Annotated in this window: 22 protein-coding genes; 6 read left to right on the forward strand and 16 right to left on the reverse strand. The window is 67.8% G+C overall.

All coding sequences use genetic code 11. The features are described 5' to 3' along the window. The first annotated feature begins 73 nt into the window (after nt 1–73). Nucleotides 74–499, forward strand: coding sequence for a SufE family protein (locus BW981_RS03565; RefSeq protein ID WP_076436248.1), 426 nt, complete (start codon nt 74–76; stop codon nt 497–499). A gap of 6 nt (nt 500–505) precedes the next feature. Here the strand turns inward: BW981_RS03565 and BW981_RS03570 are convergent, their stop codons facing one another. The 3 genes from BW981_RS03570 to BW981_RS03580 all read right to left on the reverse strand — a co-directional run bounded on the left by BW981_RS03570 (nt 506) and on the right by BW981_RS03580 (nt 2,265). Then, nucleotides 506–1,285 carry a DUF6456 domain-containing protein gene (locus BW981_RS03570; RefSeq protein ID WP_076436250.1) on the reverse strand — a complete coding sequence of 260 codons (780 nt, stop codon included), beginning with the start codon at nt 1,283–1,285 and terminating at the stop codon, nt 506–508. Beyond that, a complete protein-coding gene (locus BW981_RS03575) occupies nt 1,282–1,650 on the reverse strand; it encodes a helix-turn-helix domain-containing protein (protein WP_210188641.1) in 369 nt (122 codons plus the stop codon). The genes BW981_RS03570 and BW981_RS03575 overlap by 4 nt, the downstream gene beginning before the upstream one ends. A 198-nt stretch (nt 1,651–1,848) precedes the next feature. After that, nucleotides 1,849–2,265 carry a Ros/MucR family transcriptional regulator gene (locus BW981_RS03580; protein ID WP_076436251.1) on the reverse strand — a complete coding sequence of 139 codons (417 nt, stop codon included), beginning with the start codon at nt 2,263–2,265 and terminating at the stop codon, nt 1,849–1,851. Between the two features lie 329 nt (nt 2,266–2,594). Here BW981_RS03580 and BW981_RS03585 point away from each other — a divergent pair, with 329 nt between their 5' ends. Then, entirely contained in the window at nt 2,595–4,769 is a 2,175-nt protein-coding gene (locus BW981_RS03585) for a S9 family peptidase (protein WP_083712117.1), read from the forward strand. A gap of 20 nt (nt 4,770–4,789) precedes the next feature. On the opposite strand, the gene BW981_RS03590 is transcribed toward BW981_RS03585, so the two are convergent. Further along, nucleotides 4,790–6,181, reverse strand: a complete 1,392-nt coding sequence (locus tag BW981_RS03590; protein WP_139333597.1) for a hypothetical protein — start codon at nt 6,179–6,181, stop codon at nt 4,790–4,792. Nucleotides 6,182–6,469: 288 nt separating this feature from the next. Between BW981_RS03590 and BW981_RS03595 the strand changes: the two genes are divergently transcribed. Next, the gene (locus tag BW981_RS03595; protein ID WP_076436254.1) at nt 6,470–7,072 is read left to right on the forward strand and encodes a superoxide dismutase; all 603 of its coding nucleotides are present in this window, start codon (nt 6,470–6,472) and stop codon (nt 7,070–7,072) included. Between the two features lie 88 nt (nt 7,073–7,160). Here BW981_RS03595 and BW981_RS03600 read toward each other — a convergent pair whose 3' ends face one another. Next, complete coding sequence (locus tag BW981_RS03600; protein ID WP_076436256.1) at nt 7,161–8,846, reverse strand: methyl-accepting chemotaxis protein; 1,686 nt, start codon at nt 8,844–8,846, stop codon at nt 7,161–7,163. Between the two features lie 116 nt (nt 8,847–8,962). After that, entirely contained in the window at nt 8,963–9,793 is an 831-nt protein-coding gene (locus BW981_RS03605; protein ID WP_076436258.1) for a ChbG/HpnK family deacetylase, read from the reverse strand. Between the two features lie 130 nt (nt 9,794–9,923). Between BW981_RS03605 and BW981_RS03610 the strand changes: the two genes are divergently transcribed. Both BW981_RS03610 and murJ read left to right on the forward strand, forming a co-directional pair. After that, on the forward strand, nt 9,924–10,955 hold the full coding sequence (locus BW981_RS03610) for a glycosyltransferase family 2 protein (protein ID WP_244560201.1): 1,032 nt from the start codon (nt 9,924–9,926) through the stop codon (nt 10,953–10,955). A 113-nt stretch (nt 10,956–11,068) separates the two neighbouring features. Beyond that, complete coding sequence (gene murJ / locus BW981_RS03615; protein ID WP_076436261.1) at nt 11,069–12,595, forward strand: murein biosynthesis integral membrane protein MurJ; 1,527 nt, start codon at nt 11,069–11,071, stop codon at nt 12,593–12,595. Nucleotides 12,596–12,598: 3 nt separating this feature from the next. Here the strand turns inward: murJ and BW981_RS03620 are convergent, their stop codons facing one another. The 4 genes from BW981_RS03620 to BW981_RS03635 form a co-directional block, all read right to left on the reverse strand. After that, nucleotides 12,599–13,576, reverse strand: a complete 978-nt coding sequence (locus BW981_RS03620; protein WP_244560202.1) for an NAD(P)H-dependent flavin oxidoreductase — start codon at nt 13,574–13,576, stop codon at nt 12,599–12,601. Nucleotides 13,577–13,585: 9 nt separating this feature from the next. Continuing rightward, a complete protein-coding gene (locus BW981_RS03625) occupies nt 13,586–14,458 on the reverse strand; it encodes a branched-chain amino acid aminotransferase (RefSeq protein ID WP_076436263.1) in 873 nt (290 codons plus the stop codon). Nucleotides 14,459–14,584: 126 nt separating this feature from the next. Beyond that, nucleotides 14,585–14,902, reverse strand: coding sequence for an AzlD family protein (locus BW981_RS03630; RefSeq protein WP_076436264.1), 318 nt, complete (start codon nt 14,900–14,902; stop codon nt 14,585–14,587). After that, a complete protein-coding gene (locus tag BW981_RS03635; protein WP_076436266.1) occupies nt 14,889–15,620 on the reverse strand; it encodes an AzlC family ABC transporter permease in 732 nt (243 codons plus the stop codon). Before BW981_RS03635 ends, BW981_RS03630 begins: the two co-directional genes overlap by 14 nt. A 108-nt stretch (nt 15,621–15,728) precedes the next feature. On the opposite strand from BW981_RS03635, the gene BW981_RS03640 reads away from it, so the two are divergent. Further along, on the forward strand, nt 15,729–16,337 hold the full coding sequence (locus BW981_RS03640; RefSeq protein ID WP_076436268.1) for a 4'-phosphopantetheinyl transferase family protein: 609 nt from the start codon (nt 15,729–15,731) through the stop codon (nt 16,335–16,337). A 7-nt stretch (nt 16,338–16,344) separates the two neighbouring features. Here the strand turns inward: BW981_RS03640 and BW981_RS03645 are convergent, their stop codons facing one another. The 6 genes from BW981_RS03645 to BW981_RS03670 form a co-directional block, all read right to left on the reverse strand. Continuing rightward, the gene (locus BW981_RS03645; RefSeq protein WP_076436269.1) at nt 16,345–17,088 is read right to left on the reverse strand and encodes a TerC family protein; all 744 of its coding nucleotides are present in this window, start codon (nt 17,086–17,088) and stop codon (nt 16,345–16,347) included. A gap of 18 nt (nt 17,089–17,106) precedes the next feature. Then, a complete protein-coding gene (locus BW981_RS03650) occupies nt 17,107–17,811 on the reverse strand; it encodes a TerC family protein (RefSeq protein WP_076436271.1) in 705 nt (234 codons plus the stop codon). Nucleotides 17,812–17,892: 81 nt separating this feature from the next. Then, on the reverse strand, nt 17,893–18,972 hold the full coding sequence (locus tag BW981_RS03655) for a tartrate dehydrogenase (protein ID WP_076436272.1): 1,080 nt from the start codon (nt 18,970–18,972) through the stop codon (nt 17,893–17,895). Beyond that, nucleotides 18,969–19,880 (reverse strand): alpha/beta fold hydrolase, encoded by a 912-nt coding sequence (locus BW981_RS03660; RefSeq protein WP_076436274.1) that lies wholly within the window; start codon nt 19,878–19,880, stop codon nt 18,969–18,971. Before BW981_RS03660 ends, BW981_RS03655 begins: the two co-directional genes overlap by 4 nt. Nucleotides 19,881–20,103: 223 nt before the next feature. Further along, nucleotides 20,104–22,527, reverse strand: coding sequence for a phenylalanine--tRNA ligase subunit beta (gene pheT, locus BW981_RS03665; protein ID WP_076436276.1), 2,424 nt, complete (start codon nt 22,525–22,527; stop codon nt 20,104–20,106). Between the two features lie 24 nt (nt 22,528–22,551). Then, a complete protein-coding gene (locus BW981_RS03670; RefSeq protein WP_076436277.1) occupies nt 22,552–23,733 on the reverse strand; it encodes a ceramide glucosyltransferase in 1,182 nt (393 codons plus the stop codon). Between the last annotated feature and the right edge of the window lie 3 nt (nt 23,734–23,736).

The following is a 23,736-nucleotide window of genomic DNA, read 5'->3' on the forward strand; positions in this document are numbered from 1 at the left end:
CCGGCTTGACGGGACCTGGTCGCTGCGGGAAGACAGCGCGCCCTCAGCCGAGGCGGCAGGCGCAAGGCAGGACATGACCGCGAAGCTCGACGAAATCGTCGCCAATTTCGACCTGCTCGACGAGTGGGACGATCGCTACCGCTACCTGATCGAACTCGGCAAGGGGCTCGAACCGCTGCCGGAAGAGGCGCATAACGAGGCCAACAAGGTGCGCGGCTGCGCCAGTCAGGTCTGGCTCGACATGCACGCCGAAGGCGGGCCAGGCCCGCGGACGACACTCCATTTCCGGGGCGACAGCGACGCCCATATCGTGCGCGGCCTGGTGGCCCTGGCTCTCGCGATCTACTCGGGCCGGCCAGCCTCCGAAATCCTCACAACCGACGCCTTCGCGATCTACGAGAAGCTCGGGCTCGCCGCGCATCTGACGCCGCAGCGCTCGAACGGCGTTCGCGCCATGATCGAGCGCATCAAGGCCGATGCGCGGGCCGCCGCCGGCTAAGCCGCGTCAAAGCCGCCCGGCTGGCATGATGCCGGGACGGGCATCCGGATCGCGCCAAGCCGATATCGCGGGCGCCCTGCCCTTGCGATCGAGTCCGTAATGGGTGGCCAGCGCCGCCAGGGCGACGCGCAGCACCACCTTGGCCGAGCGCGCCGGCCAGTTGCGCTCGCGCTCGACCCAGTCGAGCCCCTTCAGGAAGCCGCAGACATCGATGGCGATGCCGGAAAGCTCCGGCCCCAGCCTGTCGCAGGCCTTGCGCACGCGCTGCCGAGCCGCGAGGGCCGAATCCGAGGCTCCGCCGTGGTCATGCGGCCCGGCGCCGCGCTCCCCAGGCGTCAGTGCCGCGTCCCAGTTCATCGTCGTGCGCGGCAGCATCTGCGCCCGGGTCAGATCCGCCCGGAAGCGTTCTCCGGCCGCGAATTCCTCGGCACTGATCTGCGGCTGCCCATCCTTGCCCGGCCGGCGATGCAGCCAGAGCAGCGGGCTCTCGCGATCATTATATCCGGGACGGGCCGCCGGGGGTTCGGTCGGCCGGGGATTGTCGGCCGCGGAAGCGGGCACCAGCCGCGCCGCCCTGCCCGCGCTGCTCCAGGCCAGAAGGCCGCGCGCCACCAGCGCCTCGGCCGCTGCCCCGGCGACATAGCCCGCCCCCAGGCTCGTACCGCCATCGCCGCGATACAGCGCGATCCGCCCGCAATCCAGCGGGGAGCGGATGGCATAGGCATGTGGTTCCGAGAGATGCCGAAGCAGGCGCTGCTGGTCGCGGTCTGTCGTTTCGTCGCTCATCGTCGGTCCTCCATCGTCTCGCGCAACTGGCTGGAGCGGAGCGCCAGCAAGGCGGCCTCCAGCGCTCCAAGGCTGAACTCGCGGACAGGGTCGTCGCGGCTGTCCTCGATCAGGGCGCAGGCATGGCGCACGGTCGTCCTGTCGCGGCCAAAGCAGGTGCCGACCCGCGTCAGGGTGATGCCGAAGGCGACATGGGCGAGGTACATCGCCGTCTGCCGCGCCTGCGCGACGGGCCGCCTGCCACGACTGGCCGTGCGCAGTCTGCGAGGCGGAATGCGCCGGCACGCCGCAATCGCGACCTCCGCCAGACGAGCCGCTGCCGTCTCCTGCAACATCCTGCCAAAGCCGGGCGCCCGCTCGTTCATCTTATGTTCCCATAAACAGCGAACCCTACCCGTTGGGGCTCAGCCAGCTATAGGCATAAATTCCTATTTAGCTTTTGGCAAGCAGATTCTTCGGGATGCCGGTTCGGCGGCTTCAACTCTGCCGGCGAAACGAAAAAGCCGCCGGAAAACCGGCGGCTTCGAACGAATCACTGACGGGCGCGGTGCCCGGCTTTGCTATCAGCGACGCTTGCGGCGCTGCTGGCCCAGACCCATCTTCTTGGCGAGTTGCGAGCGCGCCTCGGCATAGTTCGGCGCCACCATCGGATAGTCGGGCGGCAGGCCCCACTTCTCGCGATACTGCTCAGGCGACATGTTGTACTGCGTGCGCAGGTGGCGCTTCAGCGACTTGAACTTCTTGCCGTCTTCCAGGCAGACCAGATAATCCGCCGTGATCGACTTCTTGACGGGGATGGCGGGCTTGGGCGCCTCGGCCGGAACGACCGGCGCGACGCCGCCGACGACGCGGCTCAGCGCCGAATGCACGTCGCTGATCAGCGCAGGCAGTTCGGCGGCCGGCACAGAATTGTTGGAGACATAGGCGGACACGATATCCGCAGTCAGTTCGATGAAATCCGACCCTTCGGCATCGGCCATGGTAAACGTCTCCTTGTCCCTGATACTGGTGTCTTCTCGACCACCATCGTCCGCAATCGATTCGTCCGGCGGTTCTTGCCACCTGCCCGCGCGAGGACTGGCAGCGTGGAATCATCCGGGCCGATCAAGCCGGTCCGGCTGTAATCGATACTTCACAACAGTGCAAGAGAACTTCCCGTATCGATCAGTCTTTCCCTTGTTCAATATTCCACTTCACAACTCTGGCGGGATATCCTTGCCTGGCAAGATCATATTCGTGCTCCACGCGCTGCTTGCCAGCGCAGGCACGGCGCCCTACCTCTCGGCCGCCCCTTCGCCGGAGAGACGCCATGCCTGCCGATGAGACCAGCCGCGCCAAGCGCGCAAGCGCCGGCCAACGGACCGCGGCACGCCCGCCCGTCGCGCCCATCCGCACGGTCGAGACCGTCGTCCACGGCGTGACGCTGCGCGACGACTATGCCTGGCTGCGGGCCGAGAACTGGAAGGATGTGCTGCGCGATCCGGACGTGCTTCCGGAGGAGATCCGCCGACATCTCGAGGCCGAGAATGCCTATTGCAAGGCGCAGATGGCCTCGACGCGGGCCCTGCAGCGCGAACTCGTCAAGGAAATGCGCGGCCGCATCAAGGAAGACGATTCCAGCGTGCCGCAGCCGGACGGCCCCTGGCTCTACTATTCGCGCTACCGCAAGGGCGGCGAGCACCCGCTGATCTGCCGGCGCCCGCGCGTTTCAGACCTGACGCGAAAAAAATCGCGCGAGCAGATCATGCTGAATGCCGATGCGCTTGCCGATGGCAAGGACTTCTTCGATCTCGGCGACACGGCGCACAGCCCCGACCATGCCCTGCTCGGCTGGAGTGCGGACGAAGCCGGCTCCGAACTCTACCGGATCCGCGTCCGCGACCTTGCGACCGGTGAAGACCTGCCCGACATCGTTCCCGACACGACCGGCGACATTGTCTGGGCCAACGATGCGGGCTCCTTCTTCTATGTCGCACTCGATGCCGACCACCGCCCGTCTCAAGTGAAGCGCCACCGGCTCGGCACCCCTGCCGAAAGCGATACGGTCCTGCATGACGAGGCCGATGCCGGGATGTTCGTCGATATCGACCAGACCCAGTCCGGGCGCTTCCTGCTGATCTCGATCGGCGACCACGAAACCTCCGAAATCAGGCTGGTCGATCTCGACGCCCCGGAGACGCCGCCGCGCCTCGTCGCCGCGCGCGAGGTCGGCCGGCAATACGAGGTCGAGCATCACGGCGAGGACCTGCTGATCCTGACCAATGCGGACGGCGCCGAGGACTTCAAGATCGTGACCGCACCGCTCGGCTCGCCCGAGCCCGCGCATTGGCGCGATCTGGTGCCGCACAAGGGCGGGAGGCTGATCCTCGACCATCTCTGCCTGAAGGGACGGCTGATCCGGCTGGAGCGTGAGGACGGGCTGCCGCGCATCGTCATCCGCGAGCTTGGCGACGGAACCGAGCGCAGCATCGCCTTCGACGAGGAGGCCTACGGGCTCGGCATCGACCCCGGCTACGAGTTCGAGACCGATACGCTGCGCTTCCTCTACGCGTCGCTCGCGCGGCCCGCGGAAACCTATGACTACGATCTCGCCACCGCCGAGCGGACGCTTCTGAAGCGCCAGGAGGTGCCCTCGGGGCACGATCCGGCGGCCTACAAGGTCCGGCGCATCTTCGCCACGGCGCGGGATGGGGAACAGGTTCCGGTCTCGATCCTGCACCGGGCGGACCTTCCCCTGAACGGAAGCGCACCCTGCCTGCTCTATGGCTATGGCTCCTATGGCTCAGCCATGTCGGCCTCGTTCCGCACGCGCCCGCTCAGCCTGGTCGATCGCGGCTTTGTCTATGCGATCGCGCATGTGCGCGGCGGAACGGAAAAGGGGCGGCGCTGGTATCTCGACGGCAAGCGCGAGAAGAAGCGCAACACCTTCACCGACTTCATCGCCGCAGGCGAAGCCCTTGCCGAAGCCGGTTTCACCACGCGCGGCCGCATCGTCGCCGAGGGCGGCAGCGCCGGCGGCATGCTGATGGGCGCGGTGGCGAACATTGCGCCCGAGCTGTTCGCCGGCATCGTTGCGGAAGTGCCGTTCGTCGATGTGCTCAATACCATCCTCGACGAGACGCTGCCGCTGACGCCGCCGGAATGGCCTGAATGGGGCGACCCGATCCGCGACATCCGCGCCTTCGAGACGATCCGCAGCTATTCGCCCTACGACAACGTCGCGGCGCAGAGCTACCCGCCGATCCTGGCCATGGCGGGGCTCACCGACCCGCGCGTGACCTATTGGGAGCCCGCAAAATGGGTTGCCCACCTGCGCGCCTCGATGACCGGCGGCGGGCCGATCCTGCTCCACACCAATATGGATGCCGGACATGGCGGCTCGGCCGGGCGCTTCGACTCCTTGAAGGAGACAGCGCTGGCCTATGCCTTTGCGATCAAGGCGGCAGGGGATGGCTGGCCGCAGAGCGTCCCGGCAAAAGCCTGAGACGCGGCCGGCGGCGTCCGTCAGACGCCGAGCCGGCTCTTCTCGCTCGCCAGGTAGACCTTCAGCTCGTCCATCGAGGCGAAGCTGTACTCGCCATCCGGCGTGCGGGCCCGGATCGAGCCATCGGCGAAGATGGTGAAATGCGCGTCGCCGACCTGGTAGGCGCCGACGATCCCCTCCTCCGAACTTGCGCGCTCTTCGGGCGCGGGCGCGTCCGGCTCGCTCGGCCGCTCCGGCTCGGCCTTTACATCCGAAGCGGGCTGAGGCGGGACGTCGATCTCTCCGGTCGGGCCATCGAGCGGCTCGTCGAAGCTGGCCGTTCCGGTGCGCGGCGGCCAGGCCGGCGGGAGCGGCTGCTCCGCCGTGGGGACTGGCTCAGCTTCGGCCTCGACCGGCGCGAAGGAGGGCTCGCGCCGCGGCGAGCCCTGGAAGAACTCCTCGCCGCCGCCGAAAACCGGCCTTTCGATGCCCAAGGCGGGCTCGATGCGGCGGGGGGCATAGGCCGGGCCGTTGAGTTCGCTCGTCAGGCTTTCGCGCAGGGCGCGGAACTCGTCGATCTCGGGCTCCGGCTCGGCTTGCAACGGTTGGGGCTGGACCTGCTCCAGCGTCGCCGTACCGGCTTCGTCGGCCGGGCGACGGTCGCGCCCAGCTTCGGGCGGCGCGACGGCGACCGGATCGCCAGAGGCGTGCGCTGTTTCAGCCTCCGGACCGAGTCCCGAGTCCGCCACGAATCCCGTCTCGACCGGCTCCGCCTCGGCGGAATCGCTCTTCGCCAAGGCCTCGTCCTGGCTCAGCGGCTGCACCTTGGCTGCGACGACCTCCGCCGGCTCGTCGCTCTCCTCCGGCAGGATGGCCGGGCGGCTTTCGGCCTCGTTATCCAATGGCGGCGCGAACAGGTCCGGGACCGTCGGCGACGCCTCTGTCTCGAGTTCGGCGGCATGGGGCGCGGCGATCGGCTCCTCCGCCAAGCGCTCGGCGACCAGTGCGCCGAAGAGGTCGCGATCCGCCGTTTGTGCCGGCGCCTTGTCCTCCTCGCTCACCTCAGCCCGCGGCCAGGCTGCCGCTACGGCGGCACCGGCGACCGCGGCGGCACCAGTATCGGGGACGGGGCCGAGGCTCGCGCGCGGGGGCTCCGACGGCGGCAGCACCGGCGCAGGCATAGCGGCGGGCACCGGGTCTTCGGCATAGCCATATGCGGGCGCGGCGGCCTCAGCGAAGTCGCGGCGCATTGCCTTCAGTTCGCGCAGCACCCAGGCCAGCGACAGCATCAGCAGCCCCGCCGTCGCGGCGACCGAGCCGACGATCACCTGCGTGAAGCCGCGCTCCAGCACGAGATAGGGCCAGCCGCTGTAGATCGCGTAGAGGCCGCCACTGAGAAGGCCGCACCCCACAACCGTGAAAATCGCTATCAACTCGCTACCCTCGGCACCGCCCGTGAACCGCTCCGGAAGCGGCTGGGCGCAACGCATCATCTAACGTATTGAATAAGAGACTGTTTCCGATTCACCCGCTGAATCGGCGAAACTTCGCTCCAATGCGGCGTCCTGTCGAGGGGAGATGCGCATTTCGCGTTGGCGGCGGTTGTCGCGGCGCGTTCATGCGCTTAACTAACGAGCGGAATGGCCGGGCCTCCACAACCCCGCCTCCATTCGGCAAGCCATTCTGATTCAAGCGAATTTCATAGCCCAAGGAGCGGCATCATGTCCTTTACGCTTCCCGACCTTCCTTACGCGCACGACGCTCTGCAGCCCTTCATGTCGAAGGAGACGCTGGAGTATCATCACGACAAGCATCATCTCGCTTACGTCAACAACGGCAACAACGCGATCAAGGGCACGGAATTCGAGGGCAAGTCGCTCGAGGAGATCGTCAAAGGTTCCTACGGCAAGAACCCCGCCGTCTTCAACAATGCCGGCCAGCACTACAACCACCTCCATTTCTGGAAGTGGATGAAGCCGAATGGCGGCGGCAAGATCCCCGGTGCGCTGGAGAAGGCGATCGTCGAGTCCTTCGGCTCCGTCGAGAAGTTCAAGGAAGATTTCGCCGCCGCTGGCGTCGGCCAGTTCGGCTCGGGCTGGGCCTGGCTTGAGGTCAAGGGCGGCAAGCTCGCCGTCAGCAAGACCCCGAACGGCGAGAACCCGCTGGTGCATGGCGCCACGCCGGTCCTCGGCGTCGACGTCTGGGAGCACTCCTACTACATCGACTACCGCAACCGCCGCCCCGACTATCTCAAGGCCTTCCTGGAGAGCCTGGTGAACTGGGAGTACGTGGCGGAGCTCTACGACTCGGCCGCCAAGGCCTGAGCCGCTTTTCCACGCACGACACGAAACGGGGCCCGCAAGGGCCCCGTTTTTTTGGCTGGCGATGAGAGCGCGCTGGCGAGCTACGGCGTCAGGCGGCGACGCTGCGGAGAAACTGGTCCACGGTCGAATCGAGGCGATGCGCCTGCGTCGCGACCTCGCCGGCGGCATGGCGCACCTGCTCGGCGGAGCGGCCCGTCTCCTCGACGCTGTCGGCGAGCACGCTGAGGTCGCTGGAGACCGAGAGCGAGGACGAACTCGCCATGGCGACGCCGCTCGCGATCTCGCCTGTCGCGATCGCCTGCTGCTCGATCGAGGTCGCGACCGAATTCGCGAAGGTCTCGATGGCGTTCATGCGTTCGGCGATATTGTGGATCGCGCCGACGACCTGCCCGGTTGCGCCCTGGATGGCGGCGACCTGCGCGACGATACGGTCCGTGGCATCGGCCGTCTGCGACGCGAGGGACTTGACCTCGGCGGCCACGACCGCGAAGCCGCGTCCCGCCTCGCCGGCCCGCGCGGCCTCGATGGTCGCATTGAGCGCCAGAAGGTTCGTCTGGGCAGCGATGTCACGGATCAGGTTGACGACCTCGCCGATGGCGCGAGCCGTGACGTCGAGTTCCTGCACGGAATCGGACGTCTCGCGGGAGGCCGAGGCCGCCTCGACGATCTCGGTGCGCACGCGGCGAACCTGGAACTCGACCTCGCGGATGGCCGCCCCCATCTCCTCGGCGGCCTGGGCGGCACTCTCGACATTGCCGCTGGCGCCATGGGCGTTGTCGGCAGCGCGGGCGGCCCGCTGTGAGGCCTCGGCTGCGACGCGGGCCAAGCCGTCGGAGGCCTCCTGCATCCGCTCAGCGTTGTTCTTGAAGGTCTCCAGCGCCAGTCCCACCTCGTTGCGGAACAGCAGGATCGCGCCGTCGACGCCCTGCTGGCGCGCCTGCCGCTCGGCTTCCGACACGGTCTGTTTTTCTTCGAGCGCAGCGCGCTCGGCCAGCCTGATCTTGAGAATCCGCAGCGCGCGAGCGATGGCGCCGATCTCGTCGCTTCGGTTCAGCGCGTCGATCTGCGCCTCGAGATCGCCGTCCGACATGCGCACGATCGTATTGGTCATGCCGCGCAGGGGGCGCATCGTCCGCGAGAGCGAGATCCACAACAGCGGCCCGAGCACGATCAGGATCGCGCAACCGAGCCCGGCGATGACGAGCTGTTCCCAATGGGCACGGGCGATCAGCCGGCTCTTGTCGAACCGGACGGCCACATAGCCGATCTGCTTTTTGCCCACCTGAATCGCGTTCAGCTTGGTCAGGAAGGCGTCGTCCTCGATCTCGGTCGAGCCTTTGGCCGCCACCGCGGCCCAAGGCTCCTGCCCCAACGCCTCTTTCAACCATCGCGCCGTGAGAGACAGGCGCGCCTGCTCGTTGTGGCCTGAGGAAGCCAGGACCGTGATATCGTCACCGACGACCGCCGCGTCGAAATCCGGATCCCGGCGCAGCGAATCCAGGATCGCTCCAAGGGTGATGTTGTCGCGGGAGAGGATCAGCGTCGGCGCTGCGTTGCCGATCATCAGCCCGAGCGCGCTCGCCTTCTGCTCCAGATCGTTCCGCGTGCGCTGGTCATTGTATTGGACCACGGCCAGGACGACGATGATGATGGCAATGGCCACGATCGTCACCGCCGCGACGGCGATCCGCCGGCTAAGAGAGGCGGAGCCCGCGACCATCGGGTTCACCTTGGCCTCGTCGATGACCTCGGCCGACCGCTTGGACCCAATCATTGAGCGGAACATCCCTGAATCGGCACGAACCGTCATCACGACGGCGTATCCTGGCCGAAGCGATAGTCCGTTAAGGCGGTAAACAAATCGCTGTCGCGCAGGAGCCGAAGCGCCTCTCAGAGCAGGTCACGCAGCCGCCGCATCGGCAGTGAGGGCGGCGGCTCGAAAGCGGCGATGGCGGCGTGCTCGATCGGCCGTGTCGCCACCACCGGATCGAGCCGCGCAAGCTCGTCATCGATGAAGCCGGGGTGGCACATGACGAGATGGGCCGCTCCGGGACGCAGGAGGAAGCTCTTCAGATCGCCGGCGAAGTCCCGTTCCGGATCGAAGGGCGCCACGCCCGAAAAACCGCGGTTGAGGCGAAGGCCACGGCGCAAAGCCGCGCTGCGGAATCCGGCCGCGAGGCCGGAGATGGTCAGCGCCTTGGCCACGGCGACGCCGCGCGCACGGATGGCGGCCGACCTGTCGGCGGGATCGCGGACATAGACGGCACCGGCGGGATAGCGCCGCGCCAGCAGATCGAGCACCGCGCGCCGGACTCCGGGCAGCGCGTGAACATGCTGGTGGCCGTCGATGAAATCGGGCGCGCGCCCGAGCGCATCTTCGAAGGCATCGAGCTGGCGGGCCAGTTCCGCGGCGATCTCGCGCCGAATCGCTCCCGAGAGGACCGCGGTTCGCATGACCTGCCCCAGGGCGGGGAACGTGCCGCCCGGCGCCAGCTTCGGCATCGGCCCGAGCGGAGCGGCACAGGTCAGGTTGAAGTGCAGGCCGAGATCGGCGCGGCCGGAAAAGGCCCCGAGCTCGCGAGCCAGCCTGCGCCAATGCGGCCGGTTCGTCATCGCGCCGGTGGCGCTCAGCTTGCCGAGATCGAGCAGTTCGAGGATCGAGCGGCTGATGCCGTCGGTCAGCGCGAAATCATCGGCGCAAAGGACGAAGCCGTTCGCCATGACAGGGGGGTGTCCTTGTTGTCGTCCGTTCAGACGAACCGCGCTATACCCCACCGGGCTTGTGGCAGCACGAGCTTTCGTTTTTCAGTGCGTCGTGCGCCGCCAAGGCGCGCTGTCGAAAGGTCGCCCCTTGTCGGACGTCGCGTCCCCTCCCTCCACCCGCTTGCCGCGCGCCTCGCGCTGGCCGGAGCTGTCCGTCGTCGTGCCGGTGCATAACGAGGCGGAGAATATCGGCCCGCTGGTCGAGCGGCTGAAAGCGGTGCTGGCGGGGGCGGTCGCTGCCTGGGAGATCGTCTTCGTCGACGATGGCAGCCGCGACGGCACGCTCGCCGTCATCCGCGAAATGAACAAGGCCGACCCCCGCATCAGCGCCGTCTCCTTCAGCCGCAATTTCGGCAAGGAGATCGCGATCGCTGCCGGGCTCGACCATGCGTTCGGCGATGCGGTGGTCATCATGGACGCCGACCTGCAGCACCCGCCGGAAGTGATTCCGGCCTTCCTCGAGAAATGGCGCGAGGGCTATCTGAACGTCTATGGCCAGCGCACCGACCGGGCCGGCGAGACCGCGCTGAAGCGCAATTTCGCCAAGGCGTTCTACCGCATCTTCGGCCGTTTCGGTGAAACCGAGCTGCCGGAGGGCGCGGGCGACTTCCGCCTGCTCGACCGCAAGGCGGTCGATGCGCTGCGTGCTCTGCCGGAACGGGCCCGCTTCTCCAAGGGGCTCTATGCCTGGGTCGGCTTCCGCTCGATCGGCGTCCCCTTCGAGGTGGCGGATCGCGCGCATGGCGAATCGAAGTTCCGCTACAGCAGGCTGTTCTCCTTCGCCTTCGACGGGCTGTCCTCCTTCTCGACGGTTCCACTGAAGGTTGCGACCTGGAGCGGTGCGGTGATCGCGCTCGTCGCGACGCTGACGGCGCTCTACTTCCTCATCCGCACGCTGTTCTACGGCACCGACCTGCCGGGCTTTCCCTCGCTCATCGTCTCGATCATGTTCTTCTCCGGCATCCAGCTGGTCTCTCTGGGGATGATCGGCGAATATGTCGGGCGCATCTTCGCCGAGGTGAAGCGCCGGCCGCTCTATCTGATCGGCGAGCGCGTCGGCTTCGAGGCGCGGACCGTCGACCATCCGCGCGGCGACGCCCTGCCGCCGGTCATCCGCTAAACCAGCGGCCGCCTCATTCCCGGACTTGACCCGGGAATCACGTTCAGAAAGAGGTTCGGGAGCCTTCCTGTCCCGAGATGCTCGGGTCACGCCCGAGCATGACGAGGTCGGAAATGCTCAAGAACATCCTGTCGGTCGGCGGCTATACGCTGCTCTCCCGGCTGACCGGCTTCGCGCGCGACATCATGCTGGCCGCCGTCCTGGGCGCCGGCGCGACGATGGACGCGTTCTCGGTGGCGCTGCGCCTGCCCAACCATTTTCGCGCCATCTTCGGCGAAGGTGCCTTCAACCAGGCCTATGTGCCGGCCTATGCCCATGTCGCGGAGCGAGAGGGTGCCGAGGCGGCGAACCTCTTCGCCGACCGGCTCTTCACCGTGCTCCTCCTTGTCCAGATCGTGTTGCTGGCGCTCGCCCTGCCGCTGATGCCCTGGCTGGTGAAGCTTCTTGCACCCGGCCTGACGGACGATCCGGCCGTGTATTCGCTTGCAGTGTCGCTGACGCGGATCACCTTTCCCTACCTGCTCTTCGTCACGATGGTGACCTTCCTCGGCGCGACGCTGAACGCGGTCGATCGTTTTGCCGCCTTCGCGGCGGCGCCGGTCCTGCTCAATGTCGGGATGATGGCGGCCTTGTCGGTCTCCTTCCTGTTTCCCAGCGCGGCCTATGCCGCCGCTTGGGGTGTCTCGGCCTCGGGGCTGGCGCAGTGGCTGCTGCTCTATGTCGCCGCGCGGCGCGCGCGCGTCTCCAGCCGGGTGGTCCGGCCGCATATGGACGCCGGGGTGCGCCGCTTCCTGAAGGCCTTCGGTCCGGCCGTGATTGGCTCGGCCGGCGTGCAGATCGCGATCTTCGCCGATACGATCATCGCCTCCCTTCTGCCGCGCGGCGCCTATTCGGCGCTCTACTATGCCGAGCGGCTTTACCAGTTGCCGATCGGGCTGATCGGCATCGCCGTCGGGACGGTCGCGCTCTCGGCGATGAGCCGCTCGATCGCGCGCGGCGACGAGGCTGGCGCCAACCGGGCCCAGAACCGGGCCGTGGCCATCGCCCTGGTCGCGAGCGCGCCCTTCGTCGCCGCTTTCATCGCCGTGCCCGAGCTGATCGTCGCCGGCCTGTTCCAGCGCGGCGCCTTCGACACCCAGGCGAGCCTGGCATCCGGCACCGTGCTGTTCGCCTATGCGCTCGGCCTGCCGGCGATCGTGATGATGCGCTCGCAGATATCGGCCTTCCAGGCGCGCGGCGACACGACGACGCCGATGCTGGTCTCGCTCGGCGCCATCGCCTGCAACCTCGCGCTCAAGCTGCTGCTCTGGCGCGATTGGGGTGCCCCCGGCCTCGCGCTGGCCACGGCGGCAGGAGCCTGGATCAACCTGACGATGCTGTTCGTGCTCGGGCTGCGACGAGGGTGGACGACGCCCGACCGGCGCCTGCCGGGCTTCTTCGCCATCGTCGGGGTCTCGGCCGCACTGGCGGGATTGTTCGCCTGGTGGTTCGCGCCGCTCGCGCTCAAGCTGACCGCGGCACTGCCGTTCCAGCCTCTGTTGATGGGCGTGCTGCTGCTCTCGGGGCTCGCGGCGGCGGTCTACGCGGTGCTTGCGGGGGTTGGGCTGAGGGCGACGGGACTGCTGCGGCTTGTGCGGTGAGACTCAGGACAGAAATCGCCCCGCCCCACCGAGCAGCGCCGCCGCATCCCCGACCATCCGCTCGACGATCTCGCCGGCCGCAGGGATATCGCTGATCAGCCCGGCCGCCTCGCCGAAGATCGCCGCCGCCTTGTCGGCATCGCCGGCCATGAACGCTTCGCGATAGGCCGGCGCCTCGGTCTCGATCGCGGCGCGCAGTTCATCGTCCCGGCTGGCCCACTGCCCGAGGAAGGCGTTGGCGTGCACGCGAATGTCGAAAGGCTTCGGCCAATCCAGCCTTCGGGCGATATCGGGCAGCGAGGAGCGCACCGTATCATCCCCCGTGGCGGCCACGGCGACCGCGTGGTGACGCTGATGCACCAGCGCCTCTCGGCTCGCCCAGAAGCGCGTGCCGACCAGCACACCATCGGCGCCGAGCATCAGGGCAGCGGCCAGGCCGCGCCCGTCCGCGATGCCGCCGGCCGCGAGCAGCAGCGTCTCCGGGCTTTCACGCGCCAGAAGGTCCGCCACCTCGGGCACGAAGGGGAAAGTGCCGCGGCGGTGGCCGTGGCCGCCCGCCTCGGCGCCCTGCGCGACGATGATCGCAGCCCCAGCCTCCACCCCCTGCCGGACATGGGCGAGCGACTGGCACTGGCAGATCAGCGGCACGCCTGCCGCGGCGATCTCGGCCGCGAAGGGGCGCGGATCGCCGAAGGAGAGCATCAGTGCCGCCGGCTCATGCGCCAGCGCCTGCGTCAGCAGCTCCGGCTGCCTCGCCATCGACCAGGTGATGAAGCCGCAGCCCACCTGCATGTTGCCGGCGGCCGCGAATTCCTGCTCGATCCAGCCTGGATCGCCATAGCCGCCGCCGATCAGGCCAAGCCCACCGGCACGCGTCACCGCCGCGGCAAGCGCCCCGCCGCCCGCCAGTGCCATCGGCCCCGACAGGATCGGGTGCGCGAGGCCGAGGCGCTGCGTCAGGCGTGTGGCGAGCCGGGCCACCGCTGCGCCTCAGGCCGCCTTGGGCTTGGAATGGGCGAAGTCCATGTAGAGCTCGCGCGCCTTGCGGAACAGCGGGCCGGGCTGGAGCGTGCGGTCGTCGATGCGCACGACCGGCATGCATTTCGAGTAATTGCCCGAGATGAAGATCTCGTCGGCCTGCTCGAAATCCTCATAGCGCAGGCTGCACTCCTCGACGGCAACTCCGGCCGCGCGCAGCAGGCCGATGACGCGCTGGCGGGTGATGCCGTTCAGGAAGGTGCCGTTCGGCACCGGCGTCTTCACCACGCCGTCCTTGGCGAGGAAGATGTTCGAGGTCGCGGTCTCGGCGACATGGCCGAGCATGTCGAGCACGAGCGCGTTGTCGAAGCCGGCAGCCTTGGCCGCCTTCAGGATGCGGGCGTTGTTGGGGTAGAGGCAGCCGGCTTTGGCGTCGGTCGGCGCGGTCTCGAAGCTGGGGCGGCGATAGATGCCCTTGGTCACCGAAAAGCCGTTGGTCGGCTGCGGCATCGGCGCCTCGAACAGGCACAGGGCGAACTGCGTCGAATCGGGATCGGGCATAATCGTCGAGGGGCCATCGGCCTCGCCCCAATACATCGGCTTGATGTAGAGCGCCGTGCCCGGGGCGAATTTCTTCACGCCTTCCATGGCCTTGCCGATGATGAAATCCTCGGTGACCGTCGCCGCAAGCCCGAGCGCCACCGCCGAGCGGTTCACGCGGGCGGCATGCCGGTCGAGGTCAGGCGCCACGCCGTCGAAATAGCGGCCACCATCGAACACGGACGAGGCCTGCCAGAGCGCGTGGCTGCGCGGGCCGACGAGGCCCGGATTGCCCTCGTGCCAGGCTCCATCGAACCAGGTCCAGGTTTGGGAATACCATGCCATGGCGGCGCTCCGTTTGGGTCAGTTCTTCTGACCTGCACCGTCCTCCCCAGAGCCCGGCGCGTCAACACGCGGCGGCGCATGGCGCGATGACGGGATGTGATGGGAGCGATCGCAAGCGGTGATCGTTCAGAAGCCCAGCGCGCGCAGCCCCGAGATGACTGCCATGCCGGTCACGAGCGCGAGCAGTTCGCTGCGCCTCAGGATCATGCTGCCGATGGCGGCCAGAAGAGCGACGCCCGCCGCCAGACCGAGCCGTTCGATCAGCGGCAGCACGGTCGCGACGACGATCGAGCCCGGAAGCGCGGCAAGACCGCGTCGCACATGCGGCGTCAGCGGAATGACACTCATCAGCGCCACGCCGGAAATGCGGCACAGATAGGTCGCGAGCGCCATGGCGGCGATCGCGATATAGGCACCCCAGGGGCCGGGATCAGGCAGCGTCATCGCGGAACGCCCCCGTCAGGGCACCGGCGAGCGAGCCGGCGATGATGAAGGCATAGCCCTCCACCAGCTTGGCGGTGACGAGCGCGACGAACCCGGCCACGAGCCATGGGACGGCCGCGCGACGGCCGCGCCACATCGGCACGATCATCGCCGCAAAGAAGATCGGCATGACGAGGTCGATGCCGTAGCGGCGCGGGTCGGAGACCAGCGCGCCCAGGACATGGCCGGGAATCGTCGCCAGCACCCAGACGACCCAGAGCGCCAGTCCGGCGCCGATCAGGACACCAAGGTCGCGGCCGCCTTCGTCGTGGTAGCGGGTACCGATCAGCCAGTTGGCGTCGGTGTAGAAGAACAGATGGAAGGCGTTGAGCCGCTTGGGATAGTGCGCGAACCAGGGCTGAAGCGCCGCACCCTGCAGGATCATCCGGGCATTCACGGTTGCGGTGACAACCGTCAGGCCCGCGATGGCGCCCCATGTCCATTCCGGCCGCCAGAGTTCCATGGCGACGAGTTGGGATACGCCTCCATAGACCAGCCCGCTCATCAGCAGCGTCTCCGGCAGCGTCATGCCCTTGGCCGCGGCTGCTGCGCCGAAGGCGACGGCGAAGACGATGATGCCGGGCAGCAGCACGGACACCCTGCGGACACCGAGCACCATGCCGGCGCGGGTGACGGGGGGCGCGTGAGGGGCAGGCGGGTGCGGTTCTGTTCCGGACATGGTTTCTCCTGAAACCGAAGCGCATGAGGGTCAATGTGCATCGGCAGCGGCGACGCATGCCTTGCGCGCAAGGCGCGACAAGGGCTTGGCCGCCGGGTAGCCTGCGGCATGATCTGGGCCGACGACCCCGCCTTTTGCGCCCCCACCCTGCCCGCCATCTGGCTGGTGGCGACCCCTGCCCGGCCGGCGAACCGGGCTGACCGGTCCCGCCTTCGCCGCGAGACCGCGCAGGCCGTGCTGGCGCGGCAGGACAGGTTCGCCGAGGCCGGTGCCGATATCGGCCATCTCGCTTCGGGCCAGCCGGTGCTCCGGGCTCATCCCGGCCTGCATCTCTCACTGGCGACGCGAGGCGGGGTGGTGGCGGTCGGGCTGGCGCGGGCGGCGGTCGGCGTCGATGTCGAGGCGGTCGATCCGGCGGGCGAGATTCCCTTCGCCCTGCTCCACCCGCAGGAGCGAGAGGCGCTGGGGTCACTGCCGGGAGAAGCGCAGGCCGTGGCCTTCGCGCTGATCTGGGCTGCGAAGGAAGCCTATGTGAAGGCGCTCGGCACAGGCCTGTTGCGAGTGCCGGAGAGCTTCGCCGTTGCGCTCCGGGCGGAGGCGGAGTTTTCCGTATTCGACCCCGAAAGGGCGGATTCGCCGCGGGGCCAGACAAGGCTCATCAAAAACGGCGGCCAGGTCGCCCTGGCCGCCGCGGCGATCGTTCTCGACGCGACCTGACCCGGCTTCAGCCCGGCTCGTCGGCCGGCTTCCGCTTGAGCAGGTAGGCCACGACGCAGACGAAGGCCGCGCCGACCACGGCGGCACCGTAATAGACGACCTTTGCGGTCGCCAGACCCGCCGGATGGGTGTCGGTGACCGGCACGACCTGGACCCAGCTCGGCAAGGCCGTCTGGAACCACTGGAGCACGGCGATGTCGCTCACCAGCATCTCGCCGGCGATCCAGCCGAGCAACGCCGCTCCGAACCAGACCAGGATCGGGAAGCGCTCGAGGACCTTCGACAGCACGTTCGCGCCGAAGATGATCAGCGGGATGGTCAGCAGCAGACCGAAGATGAAGAGTTCGAAATGGCCACGCGCCGCCGCGGCGATGGCGAGCACGTTGTCGAGGCTCATCACCGCGTCGGCGATGGCGATCGTGCGCACGGCCTTCCAGAGATTATCGCTGGCGGCAATGTCGCTGTGGGACTCCTCCTCGCCCTTGGCGAGCTTGATCGCGATCCAGAACAGCAGCAGCGCGCCGACCACCTTGAGGAAGGGGATGTTCAGCAGATAGGAGACCACCACGGCAAAGATGATGCGCAGCCCCACGGCGGCGCCGGCGCCGAGCAGGATCCCGAGCTTGCGCTGCTTCTCCGGCAGCGACCGCACCGCCATCGCGATCACGATGGCGTTGTCGCCCGAGAGCAGCAGGTCGATCCAGATGATCTGGAGCAGCGAAATCCAGAAGGTGGAGGATGCGAAATCCATCTGTCGGTCGTGTCCCTTTCAGAGAGCCGGATCGGGCCGGCGCGATTTGATGAGGTAGCCGAGCCCGATCACCAGCAGGGCGCCCAGCGCCGCGGCCGGGTATTCGAGCTTGTGCAGCAGCTCGGCGCCGAAGCGGCCGATGAGCCAGGGGTCGGAATCGAGCATTTCGCCGGCCACCCAGCCCAGCAGCGCCGCGCCCGCCCAGACGAGGATGGGGAAGCGGGTCAGCAGATCGGTAATGAGCGAGGCGCCGACCACGATGAGCGGGATCGAGATGACGAGGCCAGCGATCAACAACGGCATCGAATCGCGCGCGACCCCGGCGATGGCCAGCACGTTGTCGAGGCTCATCACGATGTCGGCGATCGCGACCGTCTGAACCGCCTTCCAGAGCTTGCTGTTCGCGGCGATGGCATCCTCGTCGGCTTCGCCATCCTCGGTCAGGAGCTTGACTGCGATCCAGACCAGCAGGCCGGCGCCGACGATGCGCAGGAAGGGCATCGAGAGCAGCGAGGCGATGACCACGGTGAAGGCGATGCGGAGGATCACCGCAACGGCGGCCCCCAGCGCGATGCCCTTGGTGCGCTGCCCGGGCGCCAGCGCTCGGCAAGCCAGCGCGATCACGACGGCATTGTCGCCCGAGAGGACGACATTGAGCAGGATGATCTCGGCGAGCTTGCCCCAAAGCAGCGGGTCGCCCAGCGACAGCGACGTCCAGTCCATGGTCGAGCGACCCTTCCTTCTCTCGGCCGTTTCCGGCTCTTGCCATCGCAGCCGCCAAAGGCGGCTGCGTCCCGGCCCTGTTCAGCCCAATGCCTCCGCGACCGCCTTGCCGGCAGCCGTGGTATCGAGCGTTCCGCCGAGATCGCGGGTGCGGGTGCGGGCATCGCCCAATGCCCGCTCGATCGCGGCCTCGATCCCCTTCGCCGCGTCATGCTCGCCGAGATGGTCGAGCATCATCGCGCCGGACCAGATCATGCCGACCGGATTGGCGATGCCCTGACCCGCGATATCGGGAGCCGAGCCGTGGACCGGCTCGAACAGCGATGGGAATTCGCGGGTTGGATTGATGTTCCCGGACGGGGCGATGCCGATCGTGCCGGTGCAGGCCGGGCCGAGATCGGAGAGGATGTCGCCGAAGAGGTTCGAGGCGACGACCACGTCGAAGCGGTCAGGGTTCAGCACGAAATGCGCGGTCAGGATGTCGATATGGTACTGGTCGACGGCCACATCCGGATAGTGCTTCGCCATCTCCTTCACCCGCTCGTCCCAATAGGGCATCGTGATCGAGATGCCGTTGGACTTGGTGGCCGAGGTCAGCTTCTTGCGTGGCCGGCGCTGCGCCAGCTCGAAAGCGTATTTCAGCACGCGGTCGACGCCGACGCGGCTCATCACCGTCTCCTGGATGACGATCTCGCGCTCGGTGCCGGCGTACATGCGCCCGCCGACTGATGAATACTCGCCCTCGGTGTTCTCGCGCACGACGAAGAAGTCGATGTCGCCCGGCTTGCGGCCGACGAGCGGTCCGGGCACGCCCGGCATCAGCCGCACGGGGCGCAGGTTCACATACTGGTCGAATTCACGCCGGAACAGCAGCAGCGAGCCCCAGAGCGAGATATGGTCCGGCACCTGCTGGGGCATGCCGACCGCCCCGAAATAGAGCGCGTCATGGCCGGAAATCTGCTCCTTCCAATCCTCCGGCAGCATCCTGCCATGCTTGGCATAGTAGTCGCAGGACGAGAAATCGAAGGTATCGAGCCGCAATTCGAAGCCATATTGCTTTGCCGCCGCCTCGAGCACGCGCAGCCCTTCCGGCATGACCTCCTTGCCGATGCCGTCGCCCGGAATGACGGCGATGCGGTAGACGCGGTTGGTGCGGGTCATGATGCGGCTCCGAAGAAGGTCGCGAACTCCTGCGCGACCTGGTCGGGCAGTTCCTCCGCGAGATAATGCCCGCCCGGCAGGGCGTGGCCGTGCACATCCTGCGCACGCTCGCGCCACAGCGCCAGCGGATCGAAGCATTTGCCGATGATGCCGTTGGCACCCCAGAGCGCGAGCAGCGGCTGGGTGAGCTTGCGCCCGCCATCCTCGTCGTCATGGCGGATATCGATCGTCGCGGCGGCGCGGTAATCCTCGCAGGAGCCGTGGATGACAGCCGGGTCGGCGAAGCAGCGGAGGTAATGCGCCAGCGCCTCCGGCGCGAAGGGCGCGAGCCCGGCCGAGCCCGAACCGCATTTCTTGCGCCAATAGGCCTCCGGATCGGCCCCGATCATGCGCTCCGGGAAAGGCGCCGGCTGGATCAGGAAGAACCAGTGCCAATAGGCGCGGGCGAAGGCGTCGGTGGTGCCGGCATACATCTCGCGAGTCGGAGCGATATCGAGCGTCGCCAGCTTCAGGACGCGCTCGGCATGGTCGAGCCCCAGGCGATGAGCGACACGGGCGCCGCGATCATGCGCGCCGACAAAAAAGCGCTCATGGCCGAGCGCTGTCATGACCTCAGCCATGTCCTGCGCCATGGCCCGCTTGGAATAGGGGGCGTGATCGGCGTCGGTCGGCGGCTTCTCGCTGTTACCATAGCCGCGCAGATCGGCGCAGACGAGGGTGAACCGGTCCTTCAGCCGCTCGGCGACCTTGTGCCAGAGCACATGGGTCTGCGGATAGCCATGGAGCAGGAGCAGCGGCACCCCCTCCCCGCCGGTGCGGACGCGAATGCGCGCTCCCGAGGTCTGGACATCGAGAAGGCGGAAACCGGGAAAGAGGCTGTCGGCGACGGGACTATCGGTGATCGTCATGGAAAGGATTTCTGCAATAATCGGACGCGGATAGCGCGAAAGCGCCGTGAGTTCTGCCGCGGATTATTACATAATCCTGACCAATGGTTCGCGCGGCCTTCCGGCGTCATTCTCGGGCGAAGCGCAGCGCAGACCCGAGAATCTCTTGCCAGAGAGCGGTTGCCAGCGCCCACGGACGAGATGCTCGGGTCAAGCCCGAGCATGACGCCGCTTTCGTACCGCTTTACCCCCGCAGCGTCGCGCCGTAGCGCTTGGCCATCTCCGCGACGATCCTGGCGCCGACCGTCTCGATTTCGGTGTCCGTCAGCGTCTTCTCGGTCGGCTGCAGCGTCACGGCGAGCGCGACAGACTTCTTGCCGGCCTCGACGCCCTGGCCCTCATAGATGTCGAAGACGTTGGCGCCGGCGATCAAGGCGCGATCCGCGTTCTGTGCCGTCTTGGCCATCTCGCCGGCAGCCACGGACTGGTCGACGATGAAGGCGAAGTCGCGCGTCAGCGGCTGGAAATCGGAGAGCACGAGCTTCGGCTTGACCTTGGTCGGCTTGGATTTCGGCAGCGGCAGCGCATCGAGATGGATCTCGAAGGCGACCAGCGGACCCTTGGCGTCCAGCGCCTTGAGGATGCGCGGGTGAAGCTCGCCGAAGGCGCCGATGACGCCTTTGGGTCCGAAGCGCAGCGTGGCAGACCGGCCGGGATGGGCCCAGGCCGGACCCTCCGGCACGATCTGCAAGCCGCCGGTCGGCACGCCGAGCCCGGCGAGCAGCGCGAGCGCATCGGCCTTGGCATCGAAGACGTCGACCGGCTTGGCCGCCCCGTCCCAATGGCGGCCCTGGGCCGCGAGATGGGCGGTCCCGCGGCGCAGCCCCGTGGCTGCGATCAGCTGACCTTCCGGCTCGTCGCTGAGGAAGATCTGGCCGACCTCGAACAGCGCCACGTCCGGATAGCCGCGATCGGCATTGCTCTGCGCGGCGCGGATCAGCCCCGGCAGCAGCGAGGGCCGCATGTCGGAGAGATCGGCCGCGATCGGATTGGCCAGCGCGAGCTTGGGCGAGCCGCCGCCGAACAGCGTCGCCTGATCCTTTGAAATAAAGGACCAGGTCACGCCCTCGACGAGGCCGCGCGCCGCCAGCGTGCGCTTGGCGAGGCGCGTGCGCTTCTGCAGCACGGTCAGGACCGGCTTGACGACCTCGCCCTTGATGCGCGGGAGCGGTGTGGAGACGACACGGTCGAGCCCCGCGATGCGGACGATTTCCTCGACCAGGTCGGCCTTGCCACCGACATCGGCACGCCAGGACGGAGCTGTGACCTTGACGCGCTCGCCCGCTCCCGAGACGTCGAAGCCGAGCGAGGTCAGCGCGAGCTGCATTTCCGCCTGGGGCAGGTCAAGGCCGGTGAGGCGCTTCACCTCCGACCAGGGGAAGTCGACCGCGCCGGGGCTGTCCGGGATCTCGCCGGCGAAGGCGATCTCGGAAGCCTCGCCCCCGCAGAGGTCAAGCACCATGGCGGTGGCAAGCTCGAGGCCGGGCCGTGCGAATTCCGGATCGACGCCGCGCTCGAAGCGATAGCGGGCATCGGAGTTGATACCGAGCGCGCGGCCCGAACGGGCGATGTTGAGCGGGTCCCACAGGGCGCTCTCGATCAGCACGTCGGTGGTGGTCTCGTCGCAGCCCGAGGCCTCGCCGCCCATGATGCCGGCAAGCGATTCGACGCCGTGATCATCGGCGATCACCACCTGCTCGCTGGTCAGCGTGTAGGTCTTGCCGTCAAGGGCGAGGATCGTCTCACCGTCCCTGGCCCGGCGGACGGTGAGGTCGCCCTTGACCCTGGCGGCGTCGAAGACGTGAAGCGGTCGGTTGCGGTCGAGCGTCATGAAATTGGTGATGTCGACCAGCGCGTTGATGGGGCGCAGGCCGACGGCGCGCAGGCGCGCCTGCAGCCAGTCCGGCGACGGGCCGTTCTTCACCCCGCGCACGAGGCGCAGCGCGAAGGCCGGGCAGAGCTTGCGGTCCTCCCCGGTGAAATCGAGCGTCACCGAAACCGGGCACGGGAAGGTGCCGCGCACCGACTCGATCGGTGCATTCTTCAGCGTGCCAAGGCCGGCGGCGGCAAGGTCACGGGCGATGCCGGCGACGCCGAGCGCGTCAGCGCGGTTCGGGGTCACCGCGATCTCGATGACCGCATCGCCAAGCCCGGCATAGGCCGCATAGGACTGGCCTACCGGCGCATCCTCGGGCAGGTCGATGATGCCGTCATGATCCTCGGATAGCATGAGCTCGGCGGCCGAGCAGAGCATGCCGTTGGATTCGACGCCGCGGATCACGCCCTTGCCGAGCGTGATGTCCTTGCCGGGAATGTAGGTGCCCGGCGGGGAGAAGACGCTCTTCATGCCGGTGCGGGCATTGGGCGCGCCGCAGACGACCTGGACAGGCTCGCCCGCGCCCGTATCCACCATGCAGACGCGCAGGCGGTCGGCGTTGGGATGCTGCTTGGCCTCGATGACATAGGCGATGGTGAAGGCCGAGAGGGCCTTGGCCTTGTCCTCGATCGCCTCGACCTCCAGGCCGATGCGATTCAGGGTCCCGGCGATCTCCGCAACGGAGGCGTCGGTGTCGAGGTGCTCTTTGAGCCAGGAGATGGTGAACTTCATCGCTTTGTCAGGACAGGCTCGGGATCAATCGGAAATCTTGGCGTTGACCGTGGTCAGGCCGGGCGCGGCATCGTTCAGGCGGTTGTCGCCATCGGTGCTGATCTTCATCGCATTACCGCGCCAGCTCACCTCGCCGCCGACGAAGGCATAGGCCCAGATACCAGGAAAGGCGATGTCGCGGACCAGCATGGCCAGGGGTGAGCGCCAGTTGAGGAACCAGCCGGTGGCGGCCGAGAGCAGGATGTCACCGGCATACCAGAGCGCCAGCACCAGCAGCGCCGCAAGCCAGGGCGCGAGCCCCAGCGCGGACGCACCCCAGAAGGCCAGTACGGCCGGCAGGAGCGGCGCCGCGATAATCTCCATCGCGAAGAAGGGCAGGAAGGTTACCCGCCGCAGCCGCGCCCAGCGGAACTGGCGCTGCACGGCGTCAGCCAGGCGGCGCGGTCCCAGCGGCTGCTCGAAGGGCTGGCCGACAAGATGGACGTGCTTGCCCGCCGCGCGCACGAGCTTGGTCGATGCCGCATCCTCCGCGATCTCGGCACCGAGCGCGGCGATGCCGCCATTGGCATCGAGGAAGGGCTTGTTCCAGAGCATCGACTTGCCCTGGGCGAAGCCGAGGCCCAGCGCCTCGCCGACATATTGCCAGCGCGCCTGGAAGGCATTGAGGAAGGCGCATTCGACCTCGGCGCCGAAGCTCTGCGGGCGCGAGCCGGCCGGCGTCGAGCAGACGAGGCCGGTATCGGGCCGCCAGGCGGCCAGCATGCGCTGGATATAATCCTTCGGCATCAGCACGTTGGAATCGGCGAGGATGACCCAATCGGTCGTCGCCTCCTCCCAGCCGCGCACGCAGTTGTTGAGCTTGGGGTTGGCGCTGACCGGCACGTCGCCGACGATCAGCCGCACCTTGCCGGATCCATAGACACCGACCAGTTCCTCGATCAGCGGAACGATCGGGTCCTGCGCATCGGCGACGCAGAAGATCGTGCTGTAGCGCGGGTAATCCAGCTCCAGCCCGGAGATCGCGGTTTCACGGCTGAAGGCCTCGATGCCGCGCACCGGCCGGACGATGGTGACCGGCGGCAGGGTGTCGAGCAGGGCGGAGTGCTGCAGCGGCCGGCGCAGCCGCCACAGAGCGATCGCCTGGCTGGCGAGGTTGGTCGCGACGAGGACCCCGGCGCCCGCAGCCGCCCAGCCTGCGGGCGTCATCGC

Source organism: Allobosea sp. TND4EK4 (assembly GCF_900156025.1).
Lineage (GTDB): Bacteria > Pseudomonadota > Alphaproteobacteria > Rhizobiales > Beijerinckiaceae > Allobosea.